At 44.0% G+C, this 17,006-nt stretch carries 14 protein-coding genes; 9 read left to right on the plus strand and 5 right to left on the minus strand.

The window, feature by feature from the left end:
- From BIZ39_RS14150 to BIZ39_RS14170, 5 genes are all read left to right on the plus strand, one after another.
- On the plus strand, positions 1-898 hold an 898-nt coding region (locus BIZ39_RS14150; RefSeq protein WP_187447291.1), incomplete at its 5' end, for a PhnD/SsuA/transferrin family substrate-binding protein.
- Entirely contained in the window at positions 895-1,845 is a 951-nt protein-coding gene (locus BIZ39_RS14155; protein WP_168463569.1) for a hypothetical protein, read from the plus strand. The genes BIZ39_RS14150 and BIZ39_RS14155, both read left to right, overlap by 4 nt.
- A gap of 208 nt (positions 1,846-2,053) precedes the next feature.
- The gene (gene udk / locus BIZ39_RS14160) at positions 2,054-2,677 is read left to right on the plus strand and encodes a uridine kinase (RefSeq protein ID WP_014950808.1); all 624 of its coding nucleotides are present in this window, start codon (positions 2,054-2,056) and stop codon (positions 2,675-2,677) included.
- Between the two features lie 12 nt (positions 2,678-2,689).
- Entirely contained in the window at positions 2,690-3,901 is a 1,212-nt protein-coding gene (locus BIZ39_RS14165) for a NupC/NupG family nucleoside CNT transporter (protein ID WP_014950809.1), read from the plus strand.
- Between the two features lie 169 nt (positions 3,902-4,070).
- Positions 4,071-4,910, plus strand: a complete 840-nt coding sequence (locus tag BIZ39_RS14170) for an isopenicillin N synthase family dioxygenase (protein ID WP_168463570.1) — start codon at positions 4,071-4,073, stop codon at positions 4,908-4,910.
- Positions 4,911-4,965: 55 nt separating this feature from the next.
- Here BIZ39_RS14170 and BIZ39_RS14175 read toward each other — a convergent pair whose 3' ends face one another.
- Entirely contained in the window at positions 4,966-6,123 is a 1,158-nt protein-coding gene (locus tag BIZ39_RS14175; RefSeq protein WP_061095918.1) for a tetratricopeptide repeat protein, read from the minus strand.
- Positions 6,124-6,408: 285 nt separating this feature from the next.
- Between BIZ39_RS14175 and BIZ39_RS14180 the strand changes: the two genes are divergently transcribed.
- The 3 genes from BIZ39_RS14180 (at position 6,409) to BIZ39_RS14190 (ending at position 8,657) form a co-directional block, all read left to right on the plus strand.
- Positions 6,409-6,915 carry a fasciclin domain-containing protein gene (locus BIZ39_RS14180; protein ID WP_187447292.1) on the plus strand — a complete coding sequence of 169 codons (507 nt, stop codon included), beginning with the start codon at positions 6,409-6,411 and terminating at the stop codon, positions 6,913-6,915.
- Positions 6,916-7,122: 207 nt separating this feature from the next.
- Positions 7,123-7,542: an MAPEG family protein gene (locus BIZ39_RS14185; protein ID WP_014950813.1), complete on the plus strand. Its 420-nt coding sequence runs from the start codon at positions 7,123-7,125 to the stop codon at positions 7,540-7,542.
- Positions 7,543-7,676: 134 nt separating this feature from the next.
- Positions 7,677-8,657, plus strand: coding sequence for a diguanylate cyclase domain-containing protein (locus BIZ39_RS14190; RefSeq protein WP_039228605.1), 981 nt, complete (start codon positions 7,677-7,679; stop codon positions 8,655-8,657).
- A 32-nt stretch (positions 8,658-8,689) separates the two neighbouring features.
- On the opposite strand, the gene BIZ39_RS14195 is transcribed toward BIZ39_RS14190, so the two are convergent.
- The 4 genes from BIZ39_RS14195 to BIZ39_RS14210 form a co-directional block, all read right to left on the minus strand.
- Entirely contained in the window at positions 8,690-9,379 is a 690-nt protein-coding gene (locus tag BIZ39_RS14195; RefSeq protein WP_039231290.1) for a 3'-5' exonuclease, read from the minus strand.
- A gap of 4 nt (positions 9,380-9,383) precedes the next feature.
- Positions 9,384-11,213: a putative nucleotidyltransferase substrate binding domain-containing protein gene (locus BIZ39_RS14200; RefSeq protein WP_061095920.1), complete on the minus strand. Its 1,830-nt coding sequence runs from the start codon at positions 11,211-11,213 to the stop codon at positions 9,384-9,386.
- A 98-nt stretch (positions 11,214-11,311) separates the two neighbouring features.
- Entirely contained in the window at positions 11,312-13,018 is a 1,707-nt protein-coding gene (locus BIZ39_RS14205; RefSeq protein ID WP_014980378.1) for a sodium:solute symporter family protein, read from the minus strand.
- A gap of 3 nt (positions 13,019-13,021) precedes the next feature.
- Entirely contained in the window at positions 13,022-13,288 is a 267-nt protein-coding gene (locus tag BIZ39_RS14210; protein WP_014950817.1) for a DUF4212 domain-containing protein, read from the minus strand.
- Between the two features lie 257 nt (positions 13,289-13,545).
- Between BIZ39_RS14210 and BIZ39_RS14215 the strand changes: the two genes are divergently transcribed.
- Positions 13,546-16,989 carry a PAS-domain containing protein gene (locus BIZ39_RS14215; protein WP_187447293.1) on the plus strand — a complete coding sequence of 1,148 codons (3,444 nt, stop codon included), beginning with the start codon at positions 13,546-13,548 and terminating at the stop codon, positions 16,987-16,989.
- Positions 16,990-17,006: the final 17 nt, after the last annotated feature.

Raw genomic sequence — 17,006 nt, forward strand, 5'->3', positions numbered from 1 at the left:
GATGAAATCCCCACATAAATCGTTAATTCATTTGGTCGTTTTTTTGGCGAATTTTAGAATTGTTGCCTCCGGAAAGTGGATATTATTTGTCATCGTCGCTATCGCGTGCGGTACTTTTAGCTATTTACAAAAAAACAATGTTTATAGTGACATCACCCCACAAGCTGGTCAATTTTTATACTGCAAAACTAAATTAAGTGCGAATAGCGACATTTTTTCAGTGTATGTTACCGACGGTCGCATTGCTGAAATGGCAAGAGATAGATTGTGCGCTGACAGCACAATAAAGAAGCAATTCGGCGAAGTAAAAATTATCATCGGTCAAAGCGACTATGACACGTTTCGCTACATCAACCACGGCGTTGTTGACCTTGCATTAGTGAAAAAGAACGTGGTCGACGCGTTTGGCGCTGACCAAATATATGGGCTGTCTAAAGTGGCATCGCACCCTAATTACAGCGCCTTTTTCATTGCGTTACGCGAACGCCCGCAATTAAGTAAAGAATACTTGCTCGGTAAAAAAATTGGTTTATTAGATTACCCAAGTAGTCGCTCAGGCCACATTGTACCCAAAACTATCCTACAAAATTTAGGGTTAAGCGACACAAACGTATCAATTGTATATTACAGTTCCCATCAAGAGCTTCGCAGAGCACTGTTAGCAGGTGATGTTGACATTATTTCGTCTTATTGGGCTGAAGATGACAGTGATCGCTTTTCAAGAAATTACGCAACACCGTTACAAGAAAGCATAGGTGGAATGCAGTGGTACCTGAAAATGCAGACACAAAACACCGATTTGTTCTGTGCTATGCAGTCTGTTGTACATGAAATAGCAATGGCTCGCCCGCGACCATATTACAAAAATATTACACTTGAAGCGGGGTGTAACAAATGATCAAACCTAAGTTCAAATCGCCTGCATGCATAACGTTAAACTGGGCACTGCTATTTCTGTGCTTACAGACTATCGCGCTGATTGGCCAGTACTTTTCATTTAAGGCTGATATTCATGAAGCGCAAGATAAAGTCGAACGTCGTATAAGCCTAGACAGCGCATTTCTAGATGTGGGCAATGTAACGCTTAATACGCCGGTCAATCAGCATGCTATCTATAGCTATTTAGATAGATTAAATAGCGAACTAACCAAAGAAGGCTATCCTATTTTAGTGAGCCATATTCAGGAAATCAGCGTTCAATCTCAAGATTTCACACAATACCCTAACGTGACATCTACCTTACTGATAAATGCAGAGCAACGTATTGTACTTGAAATGCGCAGTAAGTCGTCATGGAGTGGAGTAGGATTTAGTTTTATAGCATTGCTCTGCTCACTTTTACTACTTCCAGTATTTTCTATTGCAACGAAAAAGCGTAAGAAAGTGTCGGCTGTTGAAGAAGAATTGCTGCCGCCAACACCGAAGCTCATTATTAATCTCAAAGATAAAACACTTTCAAACGGTGTTGATGACAAGGTAGTTGCACTACAGAATAAGCCATTATGTTTCTATACTGCTTTAGTTAAGTTTTGTATTGAGTACCCCAATCAGCCGCTTCCTCCGCATAAAGATGTACCACATGAACTTATGATTCTTGCTAACAAGAGCTTTGGTAGACTGATTGAACTTGGGCATACTAAACGCAAAAGGCCAGACTTCAACGCGAATTTAGACAAAACCTTGAGCGAGATCCGTGCAGCCCTTGATGAAGTGTTTGCCGGATTCACTGAAGAAAAAGAAATATACTATCCACCTCGGGCTCAGGGTGAGGGCTCTCGCTCGAAGCAGCATTCGTATGCATTACCGAGTATTAAGGATGACGATATAGAGATAATTGGTAACTAGCGATATTTTGACTTGTTCAGTTAAAAACTGACCACTTGGAGAACTTTTTGGTATTTTTTGTAAGCTGACTAAACGCCCTGCAATACCTTGAAAATACGATAAAGTTCTAGCAAAGACCGATCCAAAAACCGAGAACTTGTGAATATAACATTGATTCGCGAGGCCTAAACGCGTATCTTTGCACCAACAAAATCAGCTTTATAGTACTATGCAATCGCCACTTATTATTGCCATTTCTGGAGCTTCTGGCTCTGGGAAGTCTCTTTTTACAAAAAATTTGTTTAACGGTTTCAGTGCTCAAGGCCGCCCTGTTCAAGTGCTGCGCGAGGATCACTATTACCGTGCGCAAGATCATCTTCCCATGGAGCAACGTGAGAAGAACAACTATGATCACCCGAATGCCTTTGAACATGAGCTTTTAAAAGCACACTTGCAAGCATTGCGCGATGGTCAGCCTATTGACTATCCACATTACTGCTATAAAACGCATACGCGTTTGCCTGAAACTGAGCGTCTAAATCCTGCGCCAGTCATTATTCTTGAAGGTATCATGCTACTTGCTCGTACTGATCTACTTCCTTTGTACGACGTGAAGATCTTCATTGATACTCCTCTTGATATTTGTTTGATGCGCAGAATGATGCGCGACCTAAAAGAACGCGGTCGTAGTATTGAGTCGGTGGCAAAACAGTACGAAGAAACTGTTAAGCCTATGTATCATCAATTTATTGAACCTAGCCGCTTCACTGCCGACGTAGTAGTGACGCAAGGCGGCAAAAACCAAATTGCATTAGATGTGATCAAATCACACATTCAGCAAGCGCTTCTTTAAGGGAACATAACTATGGTGAGTTTACTGGGCATTGCAGTACTTCTGGGTATTGCCTTCGCGTTATCATCGGCGAAACGCAATATAAATTGGCGCACCGTTGGTGGCGCATTTGCTATTCAAGCATCCGTTGGCGCGTTTGTCCTGTATTCTGAACCTGGTAAAGAAGTATTGTTGAGCGCGACGCGTTTTGTCGCCAACATCATTGCTTATAGCCAAGAAGGCATTAATTTCTTGTTCGGTCCTATTGGCGACAAGTCGATAGCGTTTATTTTTGCCTTTAACGTGCTTCCAGTTATCGTGTTTTTCTCGGCGCTTATTGCCGTTCTTTATCACCTAAAAGTAATGGGTTTGATCATCAAGGTTATCGGTGGCTTTTTACAGAAAGCACTGGGAACTAGCCGACCTGAATCCATGTCTTCTGCTGCCAACATTTTTGTGGGCCAAACAGAAGCGCCTCTTGTGGTTCGCCCTTTTATTCCACACATGACGAGTTCTGAGCTATTTGCCATTATGGTGGGTGGTTTGGCGTCAATTGCTGGTTCAGTAATGGCGGGCTACGCAGGCATGGGGGTAGATCTTAAGTATTTGCTAGCAGCCAGCTTTATGGCTGCTCCAGGTGGCTTACTTATGGCAAAAATCATGTTGCCAGAAACCAGTAAGCCAAATGAAGATTTACATGACGTAGATGCGGAAGATACCGGCTACGCCAATGTATTTGATGCAGCCGCCAGTGGCGCAGCATCAGGCATGCAACTTGCGTTGAACGTAGGTGCAATGCTACTCGCTTTCATAGCACTTATTGCCATGTTTAACGGTCTTATTGGCTGGACAGCAGGGTTGTTTGGCTATGAAAACGTGACGTTTGAAGGGATCCTGGGTTATGTGCTTCAACCTCTTGCATGGGCAATCGGCGTACCATGGGAGGAAGCGCAACTTGCAGGCAGCTTTATTGGTCAGAAAATGGTAGTTAACGAATTTGTCGCCTACCTAAACTTCCTAGAGAACCAATCACAGCTATCTGAAGCATCTCAGGCCATTATCACCTTTGCACTTTGTGGTTTTGCAAACTTCTCTTCTATCGCTATTTTGATGGGTGGAATTGGTGCCATGGCACCAACACGCAGAAAAGAAATTGCGAGGCTGGGGTTAAAAGCTGTTATTGCTGCAACGTTATCTAACTTAATGAGTGCCGCGCTAGCGGGCTTTTACCTCTCTCTTGGTTAAATTTCATTAATTTGGACCAGTTGGTCAATATTTTACTAGACTAACTGGTCAGGTTTCTGTAAATTACGCGCAAATTCCTCGCGGGGTTGATTTATGTCAATTTCTGCGACTTTTTTCTGTAGCCCGTCTACCTTTATAATGCCGCAGTCAAAATATACGGGATAAAGTTATGCAATTAGTTGCTGTTGATTACCAAGCGGAAAACGCACAAGAAGAATTCGTGAAGTCACTTCGCGAGACAGGGTTCGGTGTTTTAAAAAATCACCCTATCCGACAGTCATTAGTTCAAGGTATTTACGACAATTGGCAGGGCTTCTTCGACAGTGAAGAGAAGAACGATTACCTGTACAACAAGGGTAAACAAGACGGATTTTTCCCTCAGAGCGTATCTGAGGTAGCCAAAGGCTTTACGAAAAAAGACATTAAAGAGTATTACCACTTCTATCCGTGGGGTCAGTGTCCAGAAGCGCTACACCCGCAGATTTCTCAGTACTATGAGGAGGCAAATACACTAGCGAAAGAGCTATTGGGTTGGATAGAAAAACATTCTCCTTCAGAGGTGAGCGATAAGTACAGTCAACCGCTAGGTGACATGATCAAAGATTCTGATCAAACTTTGCTACGTATACTGCACTACCCACCACTAAAAGGTGATGAAGAAGTAGACGCAATTCGCGCAGCTGCTCACGAAGATATTAATTTGATTACTATCTTGCCTGCAGCCAACGAGCCTGGATTGCAAGTACAAGCTAAAGACGGTAGTTGGATTGAAGTTCCTTGTGATTTCGGGAACTTGATTGTGAATATTGGCGACATGCTTCAAGAAGCGTCTGGCGGATACTTCCCATCAACTACGCATAGGGTTGTAAACCCAGATGGTGCTGACATGACGAAATCTCGTATTTCATTGCCACTGTTCTTACACCCTAGACCAGATGTTGTTCTTTCAGAACGTCATACCGCAGGGTCATACCTGCAAGAGCGCCTTCGTGAGCTGGGCGTTATATAAATTAAGTTCCTTTTGTAGTGTTATTCTTTTGCCGCAGCTAGTCTGCGGCTTTTTTTTAGCTGCTTGCTAACGTTGCCAGTTTTGAAGAATAGCGTTGCTTTTCTTGCTCATTGGGCGAATACCTGACCGCTCGCTCTAGATAACGTTGAGCTTCACTTACATCACCTAACTCGTGATAGGCCTTTGCCATCCCAAATAGAATCTCATGGCGCGCGTTATCAAGTCTTAGTCCTCTTTCGTAATGAACTATTGCCAATGCAATATCACCTGCCTCAAGTGCCTGTTCTCCTAAAATGTAATGGTAATATGGATTATGCTTCCGCTTAGCTTCTACCATTTGTGTTATTTTTAAAGCCTCGTCATCTCTATCTTGATAAGTGTAAAGAATGGATAAATTTTCCCATGCGGTTAAGTTTTCTTCATTTAGCGATAGTGCGTGTTTGTATGTCATTTCAGCCTGCTCATATTCATCCACCATTCTATAAAGCACACCTAAATTCACCCAGCTCTGCTGAAGTTCGGGAGCGACTTTTGCTGCTGCACGAAAATAGCTATAGGCCCGAGTGTAGCTGTTCGCCACTAAGGCATCCGCTCCTTTGTTGTTGTAATACATTGCTATTACTTTGTTTTTGGAAACGGCATTTCTTGGGAAGTAATTTCGCAGCATTTGTGGATCAAAATCAACGTCTGCCCACGTTCCTCCCACAGCTGCAACAGGACTTTCATTTGGCAATGAGAGTCGAAGGTTAATGTGCCCATTCAGTAAGCTATACCCTTCTCGTCGTGTCCAGTATTCCGGAATTTCCACCTCGTAAAATGTTGCATTGAGTCCAACGTGTTCTGCCAAAGCGTACGTCATAATAGAAAGAGACAGACAGTTCGCGGCTCGGTTATTAAATGTTGTATTTGCCGTTGTATTTGCGCTGTTACGATAAAGCATCCCATGATCAGAATGATCGAAAATTGCTTTTACTAACCCTTTTACATTCTTTTGCAGGATACTTTTTTCGTAAACTGCCCTTTCGGCAAAAAACTGTGCGTCTTCGTCTAAGTAAAAAATTTCATCTGAAGACTCTACTGGAAATAACGTATAGGAAGGAAAGAGACTGTCATTTAACAAAGTGGGCGCAGCTTTTACATGCTGATTATCTGTGGATTGGCAAGCGGCAAGCACTATGCATAACAGCAAAGGAACAGCGAGTCGAGCATTCATAATAGGCACCTTTCTTATTTACTCGATAGATTAAGTATAGCAGCGCGCCATGAATTTACATTTTATTTACAACCCAGTTTAAAGCTCGTTCAACGCATAATTTTACTCGCTTCCTTAGGTGCTCATACATTGCGACTTGGCATTACACAAAGTTAATCATCAAATTTCCCTGAAGTGCCGTAACAATTCTCAATTCAGTAGCTTTCAGTGGCGTAGGTCAGTAGTTGGCGAAACGAAGGATGTTGAATTTCACTTAACGTAATGTAATAGGTAAAAGGAAAGAATATGAAAAAGTTAATTAGTGCGTTCTTCTTAGTTGTATTGAGTGCCTCAGCGCTTGCCGGCCATCATGCCAAGGATGGGCATAAAGATATTGTCGACACCGCTGCAAGCAACGACATGTTCTCTACACTTGTCACCGCAGTTAAGTCTGCCGACTTGGTTACTACACTAAAGGGAGATGGGTCATTCACTGTTTTCGCTCCCACCGATGAAGCTTTTGCTGCACTGCCGGCAGGCACCGTTGAAATGCTATTGAAACCTGAGAATAAACAAACCCTTGTTAAAATTCTCACTTATCACGTAGTAACGGGTAAAGTCACAGCAAAAGATGTAGCTGGGCTATCTGATGCCACTACCGTTGAAGGAAGCAAGGTAATGGTCTCAACTGATATGAATAAGGTTATGATAAACGACGCAAATGTGATTAAAGCCGACATCATGACGAGTAACGGTGTTATTCACGTGATCGATACTGTGTTGCTTCCAAACGATGTTAAAGCGGCGCTGTAATCCCTCTTGCAAAGAAAAGCGCTGAAAACGAAAGCACTAAAAATTAGTGCTTTCGTTCATCGATTTATGCATGTGCTTCGATCTCTTCAACAAGTCTCGGCGTAGAAACATTAAACGGTTAGTTGGTCACGGGCATGTTTAAACAGGCCTTCGTTGTCATCTAACCAGTCGTCTGAATCCATTCAAGGAATAAAGAAAGGAGTTCACGTGTTCACAGTCTACACATATAGTATTGCGGGCCTTTTGCTTATAAGCTTTACCGTTTTCGTGCAAAACATCGTTGCCGCTATCGCTCACAGAAAACAGTCTCGCTATATTCCAGGGAAAGTCAGCGAGGAATTGAGTCATGATAGTTTCGTATTCAGAAGCCACAGAACATTTCACAATTCGCTCGAAAATATTCATCAGTTTACGCTCCCAGCTCTTCTTTGCATTTTTCTTGGCGCATCAACCAGCATACTTGCAGCACTTGTTTGGATTTACGCGCTAAGTCGCATCATTCATATGGGACTGTATTACGCAATCGCTACAGAAAAAAATCCAAGCCCGAGAAGCTATTTTTATATGATAGGCACGCTGTGTACCTTCGGCGTATTTGGTCTTGCAGTGTTTAATTTGTTTTCCTAGAAACGATATAAAGTAAGAAGATAAGAGTGAAATTGAACCAAATGGTTAAATATTAAACTTTTGGTTAATCCACATTTTCTAAAATTAGGCGTACTCTTGAACCTGAACACTCACCTTTGTGTTTAGGAGTACTTGTGTATATTGAACAAGTTGGCGACCGAACTTTAGCAGATTGCAAAGTACTGATTGTCGACGACCAAGCCAGCAGCAGACTTGTTCTGGAAACTTTACTTGAAGACACAGTCGCCTGCGCCTCTGTGGGCTCAGGTAAAGAAGCAATTGAATATTGCAAGTACCATACGCCTGACCTAATCCTCATGGATGTTTCAATGCCCGAAATAGACGGGCATCAGACCACCGCATTGTTAAGAAAAAAGCCGTTGTGTGCTCACATTCCTATTATTTTCGTGACCTCTTCGTCAAGTGATGAAGAAGAGTCGAGATGTTGGGAATCAGGCTGCGTAGACTTTGTGGTGAAGCCGGTAAACGCTTGTACCCTACGCAACCGTGTAAAATCACACATCAATCATAAGCTTAGAAACGATTTGCTCGAAAAGCTTATCTATGTAGATAAGTTAACAGGTGCCTACAATCGCCACTATTTAGATGACTATTTACCCCGTTTAGTGAGAGATGGGTTACGTAATGTTACTCCTCTCTCCTTGGTTATTTTTGATGTTGATCACTTTAAACTGTTCAATGATATGTATGGTCATATAGATGGCGATAGCTGTTTGTGGAAGGTCAGTAAAACGATCAACGACGCCCTACTTCGACCCATGGACAAATTAGTGAGAATTGGCGGTGAAGAGTTTTTGGTTATTCTACCTAACACCGATGTAGACGGCGCGAAGGCTGTCACTGAGCGCTTATTGCGAACGGTTTATGACCTGAATATTCCTCATGCAGCATCTGAGTATGAACGCGTTACGCTAAGTGCTGGCTTAGCCGTCAAGCATGCTGATGACAATAAAACTATCGACTACGTCATGTTAGAAGCAGACAAAAATCTGTATGTGGCCAAAACCTCTGGGCGAAATCAACTAGTGGCGCCGACAGCAGTAAGCGCTGGCAAAATAAAAGCACCGAGTCATCCCACAAAACTTAAGGCCTAAGCGCTATAGCTAGAATTGCCTTGTCTTCGACGCTAGTGCAGTACTCCCAGCCTAAAACGGCCAACAGCATTCGTATGAGCCAAAGACTCGAGTGAATTCTCCAAAGTAATTCCCAATTCATTTAGCTGGGCGTAAAACAACTGCATTGTCGCTAGCGCGTCATCTAGTGCGTTGTGTTCAGGAAACGCGGGTAAGTCTAACCGTTGCCTACAAACCGTTAGCGTTGCACTATTACTCGGTAGCACCTGATGTTGTTTGTTTAACTGATAAAGTGCGAGCTGAAGTGTATCAATATAGAGTACTTCCATCTGCGGTAATCCACACCGTTTGAAGGCACTATCAAGCGCCATCAAATCTAATCGCGCATTGTGAAAAATTAGAACATGTGTCTTCAGTAGTGGTAGCAATGAATTGATGGCGTCTGCCAAGCCTTCGCCTTGTTGCAAAATATCTAAGGTCAATCCATGTATTACAGGGCTTTGTCCTAAGTCCGCTGACGTATTTATAACGTGATAGCCACTGGAGGAAAGCGCAATTTTTCCAGCTGAACCACTTACATAACCAATCGATGTAATTTGAGTTGTCACAGGGTCTAACGATGTGAGTTCTAAATCAACAGACGCCAAAGGGGTGTCGCCCAACGTTTTATCACGTAACGACTTTCTGAATTGACGATTCCCAAACAGTACCGATGCACAGGCTTCGATTATTCGCGTTATCATGGGGCTAACTTACGCCGCCAGAGAACTTCATAACCATTGCTTGATTGGTTCGCTCTATAGCCTTGAATGCGGCTTTTAGCTGATGCTTTTCTATCGATGATAAACTTGAAACCGACACACGATTGTCCGTTACTTTATTTTCCAACTGATGACGCCAACGCAAACGATTTAAGAACAGCCAAATATCACGTAGGTTAGTCGCATCTCTTTTTGAGAGCTGTGAATTTTCCGATAGCGCGTCTAACCGGGCAAGTGTATTAGGCAACGTCACGCCATCAGCTAGCGCGTATATACGGGCGATATTGTTGATTAAGGCCACGGCTCGGGTTTTAAGGTCGATCACGTCCTTCTCTTTACGGCCTTTTTCATAAATGAACTTTTGAAACACGGAAAGCGGAACCGATATTTCGTTACTATTTCTCGTAAGCGCTGCTAAGAACATATTTTGCTTCATCAAGGGGGCCCTTTGACGCTGCAACTGCTTAAATAAACTTATATCCCCGGCTGCGCAGCGAACATCAAGAAAAATATTAAAGTGCATAATCGCATCTTTAGTTGGTGCTTTTACCCATCGCTTAGCTTCTTCAATGGCTTCTTCAAGCGAGAGTCTAAGCTTAGGATTACTCGCCATAATATTACCATCGCACAGTTTAATGCCGCATTTGGCCAAACCGTTACACACATAATCAGCCATTTTTGCGAAATATTCAGCTTGCGTTTTGCTTGGCCGCTCAGCAAGAAGCAGTCCATTGTCTTGATCCGAACCCATCGTCTGATCCTCTCTTGCCTGTGATCCATAAACAAGCCACGCAAACATCATGGGGGCTTTCCCGTTAGCCTGTTGGAAAAAGCCAATAAGCTTTCTTGTCATAATATCGGTAGCTTGAGATAAAATTTTGCCAGCAATGTCATAGTCCCCTGCTTTTTTCGCATGAGCAGAGAAATAATGCGGCAATTGCCAGGATAGCCGTGTTAATTCGTAAAGGTTTTCCGCTTTGCTTAGCTCTCCAATTATAAAAAGAACGTTACCACGCTGATGACGAATAATATCGCTGGCTGTCACCATACCCAATGGCACAAGGGTTTGCTGGTCGATAACCGGTAGGTGATGGATGTTCCTTTCGGTCATAAGCGCCAAGGCATCAAATAGCGTTCTATTTCCCATTATCTGCGCAGGATTAGGCGTCATTATATGGCTGACTGGAAGATGAATACCGAGAGAGGCGGCAACCACTCTTGAACGTAAGTCTCGGTCGGTGATAATGCCAATAAGCTTATCTTCTCGTGTAACCAGTAATGACGATACCTTTTGAGTTGTCATAAGCTGCGCCGCAGCTGTAATTGAGGTTTCTACGTCCACCGACACGGGAGACTTATTAATAACATCCTCAAGCCCTTTATTAAGCCACATGGAGTTGCTATCGGAAATAGCATGGTTTTGAAGGGCATTATTGCGCAGCCCATCAAAAAAATTTCGAATTGCTGGCAGTTCAAATAACGGGGTAACAGCAGACGCTTCAAAACAGTAAACCAGACCTGGACTGTCTACACTGATGCTTAATGAAAAATTACGTTTTTCCATTATATTGGTGTAGCCGAAATAGTCGCCCTCACTTAAATGGCGTAAAGGGGCATCTGAATCTTGGACGGAAAACTGTCCATTTTGAATAAGAAAAAGTGACGCTTTTCCCTTTTGCAGGTCGCCCACATTATCCGCTGTCAGGTAAACCAATTCAGTATGTTTTACTAGCTCAAGCTTTTGCTCTTTATCCAGTATGTCAAAAGGTGCTGAAGTGTTGAGAAAGTCTTCAACTTGTTTAGCCATCGCAGTCATAGGGAATGTCCAGTTCACAAAAAGAAAAAACCAACCTACTCACTTTCGCCAGTAGATTGGTTTTATTTTGCTAAAGCCTATCTTAAGGCAACATTAGTTTAGTGCGCTGATGCTTCACCCGCACCCTTAGGATAACGAATGCTTTCAACCAGTTCTTGGATTTCTTCTGGCGCTTCATCTGTTGCTTTGAACACAAGGAAAGCCACAATGAAGTTCACCATCATACCTAAGGTACCAATACCTTCAGGAGAAATACCAAACCACCAGTTGTCAGGCGTATTGGCCGCTGGGTTTACAAATTTGAAGTAAATAATATAAGCCGCAGTGAAGGCAATACCTGAAATCATACCAGCAATAGCACCTTTATCGTTCATGCGCTTGCTGAAGATACCCATAATAATTGCCGGGAAGAAACTCGACGCCGCTAAGCCGAAGGCAAATGCCACCACCTGTGCAACAAAGCCTGGCGGATTGATACCGAAGTAACCTGCTATGACAATGGCCACCCCAGCAGCAAGTCGCGCATACATGAGCTCGGCTTTATCGGTTATGTTTGGCATAAAGTTTCGTTTCAGTAAATCATGGGAAACAGAGGTTGAAATAACCAGCAGCAAGCCTGCAGACGTTGACAATGCGGCTGCCACACCACCCGCTGCAACGAGTGCAATAACCCACGCAGGTAAGTTCGCAATTTCAGGGTTAGCCAATACCATGATATCGCGGTCGACTTTCATTTCGTTGCGCTCGTCACCCGAATAGAACATCTTGCCATCACCGTTCTTATCTTCATATGAGATAAGGCCAGTTTGTTCCCAGTTTTTAATCCACGACGGCGCTTCTTCATAGCTGGTTCCCGTCATTTCAGGTCCATTAATGGTTTCGATCATATTCACACGGGCAAACGCTGCTAGTGACGGTGCTGTGGTATATAGAATTGCGATAAACGCTAGTGCATAGCCTGCAGATTTACGCGCATCGTGCACTTTAGGCACAGTGAAGAAGCGAACGATTACGTGTGGAAGACCCGCTGTACCTACCATTAACGCAAAGGTGATAAAGAATACATCAATGGTACTTTTTGTTCCTGAGGTGTATTCGTTAAAGCCTAACTCGACAGACAAATTATCGAGTTTCTGCAGCATATGCACCCCCGAACCGTCTGCTAAGGTCGCACCAAAGCCGGTTTGCGGCAGGATATGTCCTGTTACCATCATAGAGATAAATACCGCCGGTACAATGTAGGCGAAAATCATTACACAATACTGTGCAACTTGCGTGTAAGTAATGCCTTTCATACCGCCAAGTACGGTGTAGAAGAACACGATAACCATACCGATAACCACGCCAGACACAATATCAACCTCTAAGAAGCGGCTGAATACCACACCTACGCCACGCATTTGACCTGCAACGTATGTAAAGCAAACGAAGATTGCACAAAATACAGCAACCGTACGCGCGGTTTGTGAGTAGTAACGATCCCCAATGAAGTCAGGTACCGTGAATTTGCCAAATTTACGTAAATAGGGAGCTAAACAAAGCGCAAGTAGAACATAACCACCTGTCCACCCCATTAGATATACTGCACCGTCATACCCCATAAATGAGATAAGACCCGCCATTGAAATGAACGAGGCTGCCGACATCCAATCTGCTGCCGTTGCCATCCCATTCATAACGGGAGGTACGCCGCCACCTGCAACGTAAAAATCGTTAGTTGAGCCTGCGCGAGCCCAAATAGCGATGGCGATATAAAGCGCAAACGATGCGCCAACGATAATAAACGTTAAAGTTTGAACGTCCATGATTTACTCCTCATCTACGCCGTAGCGTTTGTCCATGGCGTTCATCTTCGCCATGTAGACAAAGATCAATGCAACAAATACGTAAATTGCGCCCTGCTGCGCAAACCAGAAGCCTAATTTAAAGCCAAAGAATTGGATTTCATTTAAGATATCGACAAAAATAATGCCGGCACCGAATGATACGATAAACCAAACGACTAAAAGCTTGGCGAGAAGAGCGAGATTCTCCCTCCAATACGCTTTTTTGTCCTCTTCGTTTCTAAATGCCATTGTTTCACCCTCATGTCAGGTTAATTGATTGTTATGATTTTACATATTCCTAACGCCCGGCTTTGTTAACGTTATTGCTGCGTGTTACGTGGTTGAGGAAAGACAATCACAAGCAGCAAAGTCAAGCATTTAGGAGCCCGCGTATTACTCTAGACCTGCCTTGAAAAATTCAAAATGAGACCATGGTCGTAGGTAGACCATGGTCGAAATGATTATAATAGCGACAGCATTGTTAAAACTAAGTTAAAAGGAACGTTATGGTTTTTGGTTGGGTAACACTTGCAGTACTGTACCTCTTCTTGCTGTTTTCACTGGCGAGTTGGGGTGAAAAGAACTCGCCCACCGCTAGAGCACTAACGTCACATCCCGCTATATATTCGCTGGCCCTCGCTATTTATTGTACCGCATGGACTTTTTTCGGCATGGTAGGCCAAGCAAGTAGAGACACTTGGATTTACCTGCCAATCATGCTTGGGCCTATTCTCGTTTACGTCTTGGGTTATAAGTTTATTTACAAGTTAACCCTCGTCAGCAAGAAGCAACACATCACTACCATTTCCGACTTCATCGCGTCGCGCTATGGCAAGCGCCAAACCGTAGCTTTGGTAGTTACGCTTATCGCGCTCCTTGCCACTATTCCTTATATCGCGCTTCAATTAAAAGCAGTGGGCGCTACTTTCCAACTTCTTACTCAGCAGCCTAACAGCAACGGCATTATTATTGCCGCCACTGGCTTCATCGCGGCATTCGCAATATATTTCGGTACCCGGCAAACGGACGTCACCGAATACCGACGGGGCTTGATGCTGGCTATCGCCTTCGAGTCGACCATTAAATTGCTGGCGTTAGTGCTGGTTGCCATTGTTGGTTATAGTGCGTGGAAGCGCACCCAGTCTGGTCCATTCTTCGAAAGTTTCACCAATGAAATAGCCTTGGCGCAGTTTGGTTCGTTTACTTTCATCGCTCAAACTATCATGGCGGCAGCGGCCATTGTTTGTTTGCCTAGGCAGTTTCACGTTGCCATTATTGATAATCTAAGCCTAGGTCATCTGCGCACGGCAAGGTGGTTATTCCCTCTCTACCTGACCATTATTTCAGCGGTAATTCCTATTATCGCCATTGCAGGCAAAGCCATTTTTGCTGGCGCTAATATCGAGCCCGACTCTTACGTACTGTCGCTGGCTGTATTTTCAGAGTCAGTTCTTCTTCAAGTGATTGTTTTTGTAGGCGGGCTCTCTGCCGCAACAGCTATGATCATTGTGGCAACACTCACACTGAGTACTATGCTCACCAACGATGTGATTCTGCCGCGTATTCTTGCATTTACAGGCAATACCGATGACAAACAGGACGTGTCGAGCAAAATCAGGCTTATTCGCCGTATCGTCATCGCGTTTATCTTGCTTATGGCGTTTTTGTACCACCAGCAAATGACCAGCAGCCGCTCGCTTCATTCAATTGGGCTTATTGCGTTCTCGTTAGTTATCCAGCTTATGCCAGCCATTGTTGGCGGACTTTACTGGAAGCGCGCGCATGCGCACGGGGTTTACGCAGGGCTAATGGTGGGACTAGTGATTTGGGTGTTGTGGCTTGTACTTCCCATCGTGAGCGAGCAAGTTTCACAAATGGAACAAAACGAACTCATTAGCCAAGGCGCTATGATTAGCTTAGCGGCAAACAGCTTTGTTTACATACTCTTTTCACACTTTGCACCGCAGCGTCTTATCGACAGAATGCAAGCTGAAGCCTTTGTGTCTCCTGCCATTTCCACTAACAATACCGTTAAAGCGCAGGCAACTAACGTGACCGTCTCCGATCTTATAACGCTATTGTCGACCTTTATGGGATCCGGTCGTTGTGAACAATTGTTGGAACAATATCAGCAACTCAATAATTGCCAATTAAAGCACGACGATACGCCAAATGAGTCGTTTTTATCATTTTGCGAACGCGCCTTGGGTGGCGTTATTGGCGCGTCGAGTGCCAAAGTACTACTAGACAGTGCATTGCGTGGTAAGAAGATGGACTTTACCGAGGTTATCAACTTCTTCGATGACACAACGCAAGCCATGCAATTTAATATGACTGCACTACTCACGTCACTTGAAAACATGGACCAAGGCATTAGCGTAGTCGACAAACACTTAAATTTAGTAGCGTGGAATAAACGCTATGCCAACCTCTACCCTTACCCAGATAACTTGTTGGCAGTAGGTACGCCCATAGAAAAGCTTATTCGGTACAACGCTTCACAAGGTGAGTTCGGCACAGATAACGTAGACGGTGAAGTAGAAAAAAGGCTGGCTCATTTGCGCTCTGGTATGCCCCATCGTTTCACGCGACAACGAATGGATGGACGGGTTATTGAGATGGTAGGTAATCCTTTACCTGGCGGAGGCTTCGTAACAAGCTTCAACGACATCACCGGACACGTGGAAATACAGCAAGCGCTTGAAGAATCAAACATTGATCTTGAGGCTCGTATTAAGAAGCGTACTGAAGAAGTACACTCCATAAACGCCGAGCTTCGACTTGAAATAGAACGGCGCTCTGATGCCGAGAAAGAACTGATAAGGGCACGAAAGGCTGCAGAAGATGCCAATGCCAGTAAAACCCGCTTCTTGGCGCTCGCAAGCCATGATGTTTTGCAGCCGCTAAATGCGGCCAAGCTCTACGTGAGCGCCCTTGAAGAACAAGAACTGACTGAGTCAGCGCTAGCCATTATTCAAAAGCTTAGCCATAGCGTGACGTCTAGCGAAACACTGATTGGCACTTTGCTGGATATTGCACGCTTAGATCAAGGTGAAATGAAACCCGATATTGAGTCTATTGATGTAAGGACCCTGCTGTCACCACTTGTGGACGAAATGGCAATGCGCGCGCGGGAAAAAGGACTTCGTTTTAAAGCGATTATACGCCCGTGCTGGGTAAAAGCTGACAAAACGTATTTATACCGAATAACCCAAAACTTGCTTTCAAATGCGGTGAAATACACGGAAAATGGCCGCGTTTTGTTCATTATCAAGCCTGTAAAAGACACCGTTTATTTCAAAGTTATCGACACAGGTATTGGCATATCTACCGATAAAAAAGACAGTATTTTTGGTGACTTTTTCCGCGCGAACGAAAGCAAGGAACACGGTATAGGTCTCGGCTTGGGGGTTGTTCGACGTTTAAGTCTGCAGTTGAACAGCGATATTAGTGTTACCTCGAAAATAGGCAAAGGCAGCTGCTTTGCGTTTAGCTTGGATAAAGCTGAGCCAAAACAGGTATCCAACGTTACAGCAAAGCCCCGCAGTACAACATTTACAGGCATGGACGTGCTTTGCGTGGACGATCAAAGAGAGAACTTAGATGCCATGCAGACCCTATTACAGAAATGGGGAATCAATGTGGTGCTTGCGAACAATTGGGATGACGCGTTGAAAGTCTGTGAGACTATTCAGCCTCAAATCTTACTCATGGATTATCAGCTCAGTCATGACAGCGAGAAAAATGGGCTAGCTTTGATTGAAGAGATTAGACATCGACTTAATATTGTGGTGCCAGCAGCGCTTATAACGGCGACACCAGATGAAAGCTTAGTTACACAGTGTAAAGCCCAAGGCGTAAACTTCTTAGCTAAACCGCTAAAACCAGCGAAACTGCGCGCACTACTTCAAAGTATGACGCGCTACATCAGGGAAGCGAAAAACGTGTAGCTAGTAGCTCGCTGCAG

The sequence above is a fragment of the Alteromonas sp. BZK5 genome, assembly GCF_014349115.1.
In the GTDB taxonomy this organism is placed as follows: Bacteria; Pseudomonadota; Gammaproteobacteria; order Enterobacterales; family Alteromonadaceae; genus Alteromonas; species Alteromonas macleodii.

What these genes read in the sequence shown, in the direction of transcription:
- BIZ39_RS14205 (WP_014980378.1), bottom strand. Translation starts at nt 13,018, where the DNA reads ATGGACGTTCAAACTTTAACGTTTATTATCGTTGGCGCATCGTTTGCG.
- BIZ39_RS14195 (WP_039231290.1), bottom strand. Translation starts at nt 9,379, where the DNA reads ATGATAACGCGAATAATCGAAGCCTGTGCATCGGTACTGTTTGGGAAT.
- udk (WP_014950808.1), top strand. Translation starts at nt 2,054, where the DNA reads ATGCAATCGCCACTTATTATTGCCATTTCTGGAGCTTCTGGCTCTGGG.
- BIZ39_RS14210 (WP_014950817.1), bottom strand. Translation starts at nt 13,288, where the DNA reads ATGGCATTTAGAAACGAAGAGGACAAAAAAGCGTATTGGAGGGAGAAT.
- BIZ39_RS14175 (WP_061095918.1), bottom strand. Translation starts at nt 6,123, where the DNA reads ATGAATGCTCGACTCGCTGTTCCTTTGCTGTTATGCATAGTGCTTGCC.
- BIZ39_RS14165 (WP_014950809.1), top strand. Translation starts at nt 2,690, where the DNA reads ATGGTGAGTTTACTGGGCATTGCAGTACTTCTGGGTATTGCCTTCGCG.
- BIZ39_RS14215 (WP_187447293.1), top strand. Translation starts at nt 13,546, where the DNA reads ATGGTTTTTGGTTGGGTAACACTTGCAGTACTGTACCTCTTCTTGCTG.
- BIZ39_RS14170 (WP_168463570.1), top strand. Translation starts at nt 4,071, where the DNA reads ATGCAATTAGTTGCTGTTGATTACCAAGCGGAAAACGCACAAGAAGAA.
- BIZ39_RS14200 (WP_061095920.1), bottom strand. Translation starts at nt 11,213, where the DNA reads ATGACTGCGATGGCTAAACAAGTTGAAGACTTTCTCAACACTTCAGCA.
- BIZ39_RS14155 (WP_168463569.1), top strand. Translation starts at nt 895, where the DNA reads ATGATCAAACCTAAGTTCAAATCGCCTGCATGCATAACGTTAAACTGG.
- BIZ39_RS14180 (WP_187447292.1), top strand. Translation starts at nt 6,409, where the DNA reads ATGAAAAAGTTAATTAGTGCGTTCTTCTTAGTTGTATTGAGTGCCTCA.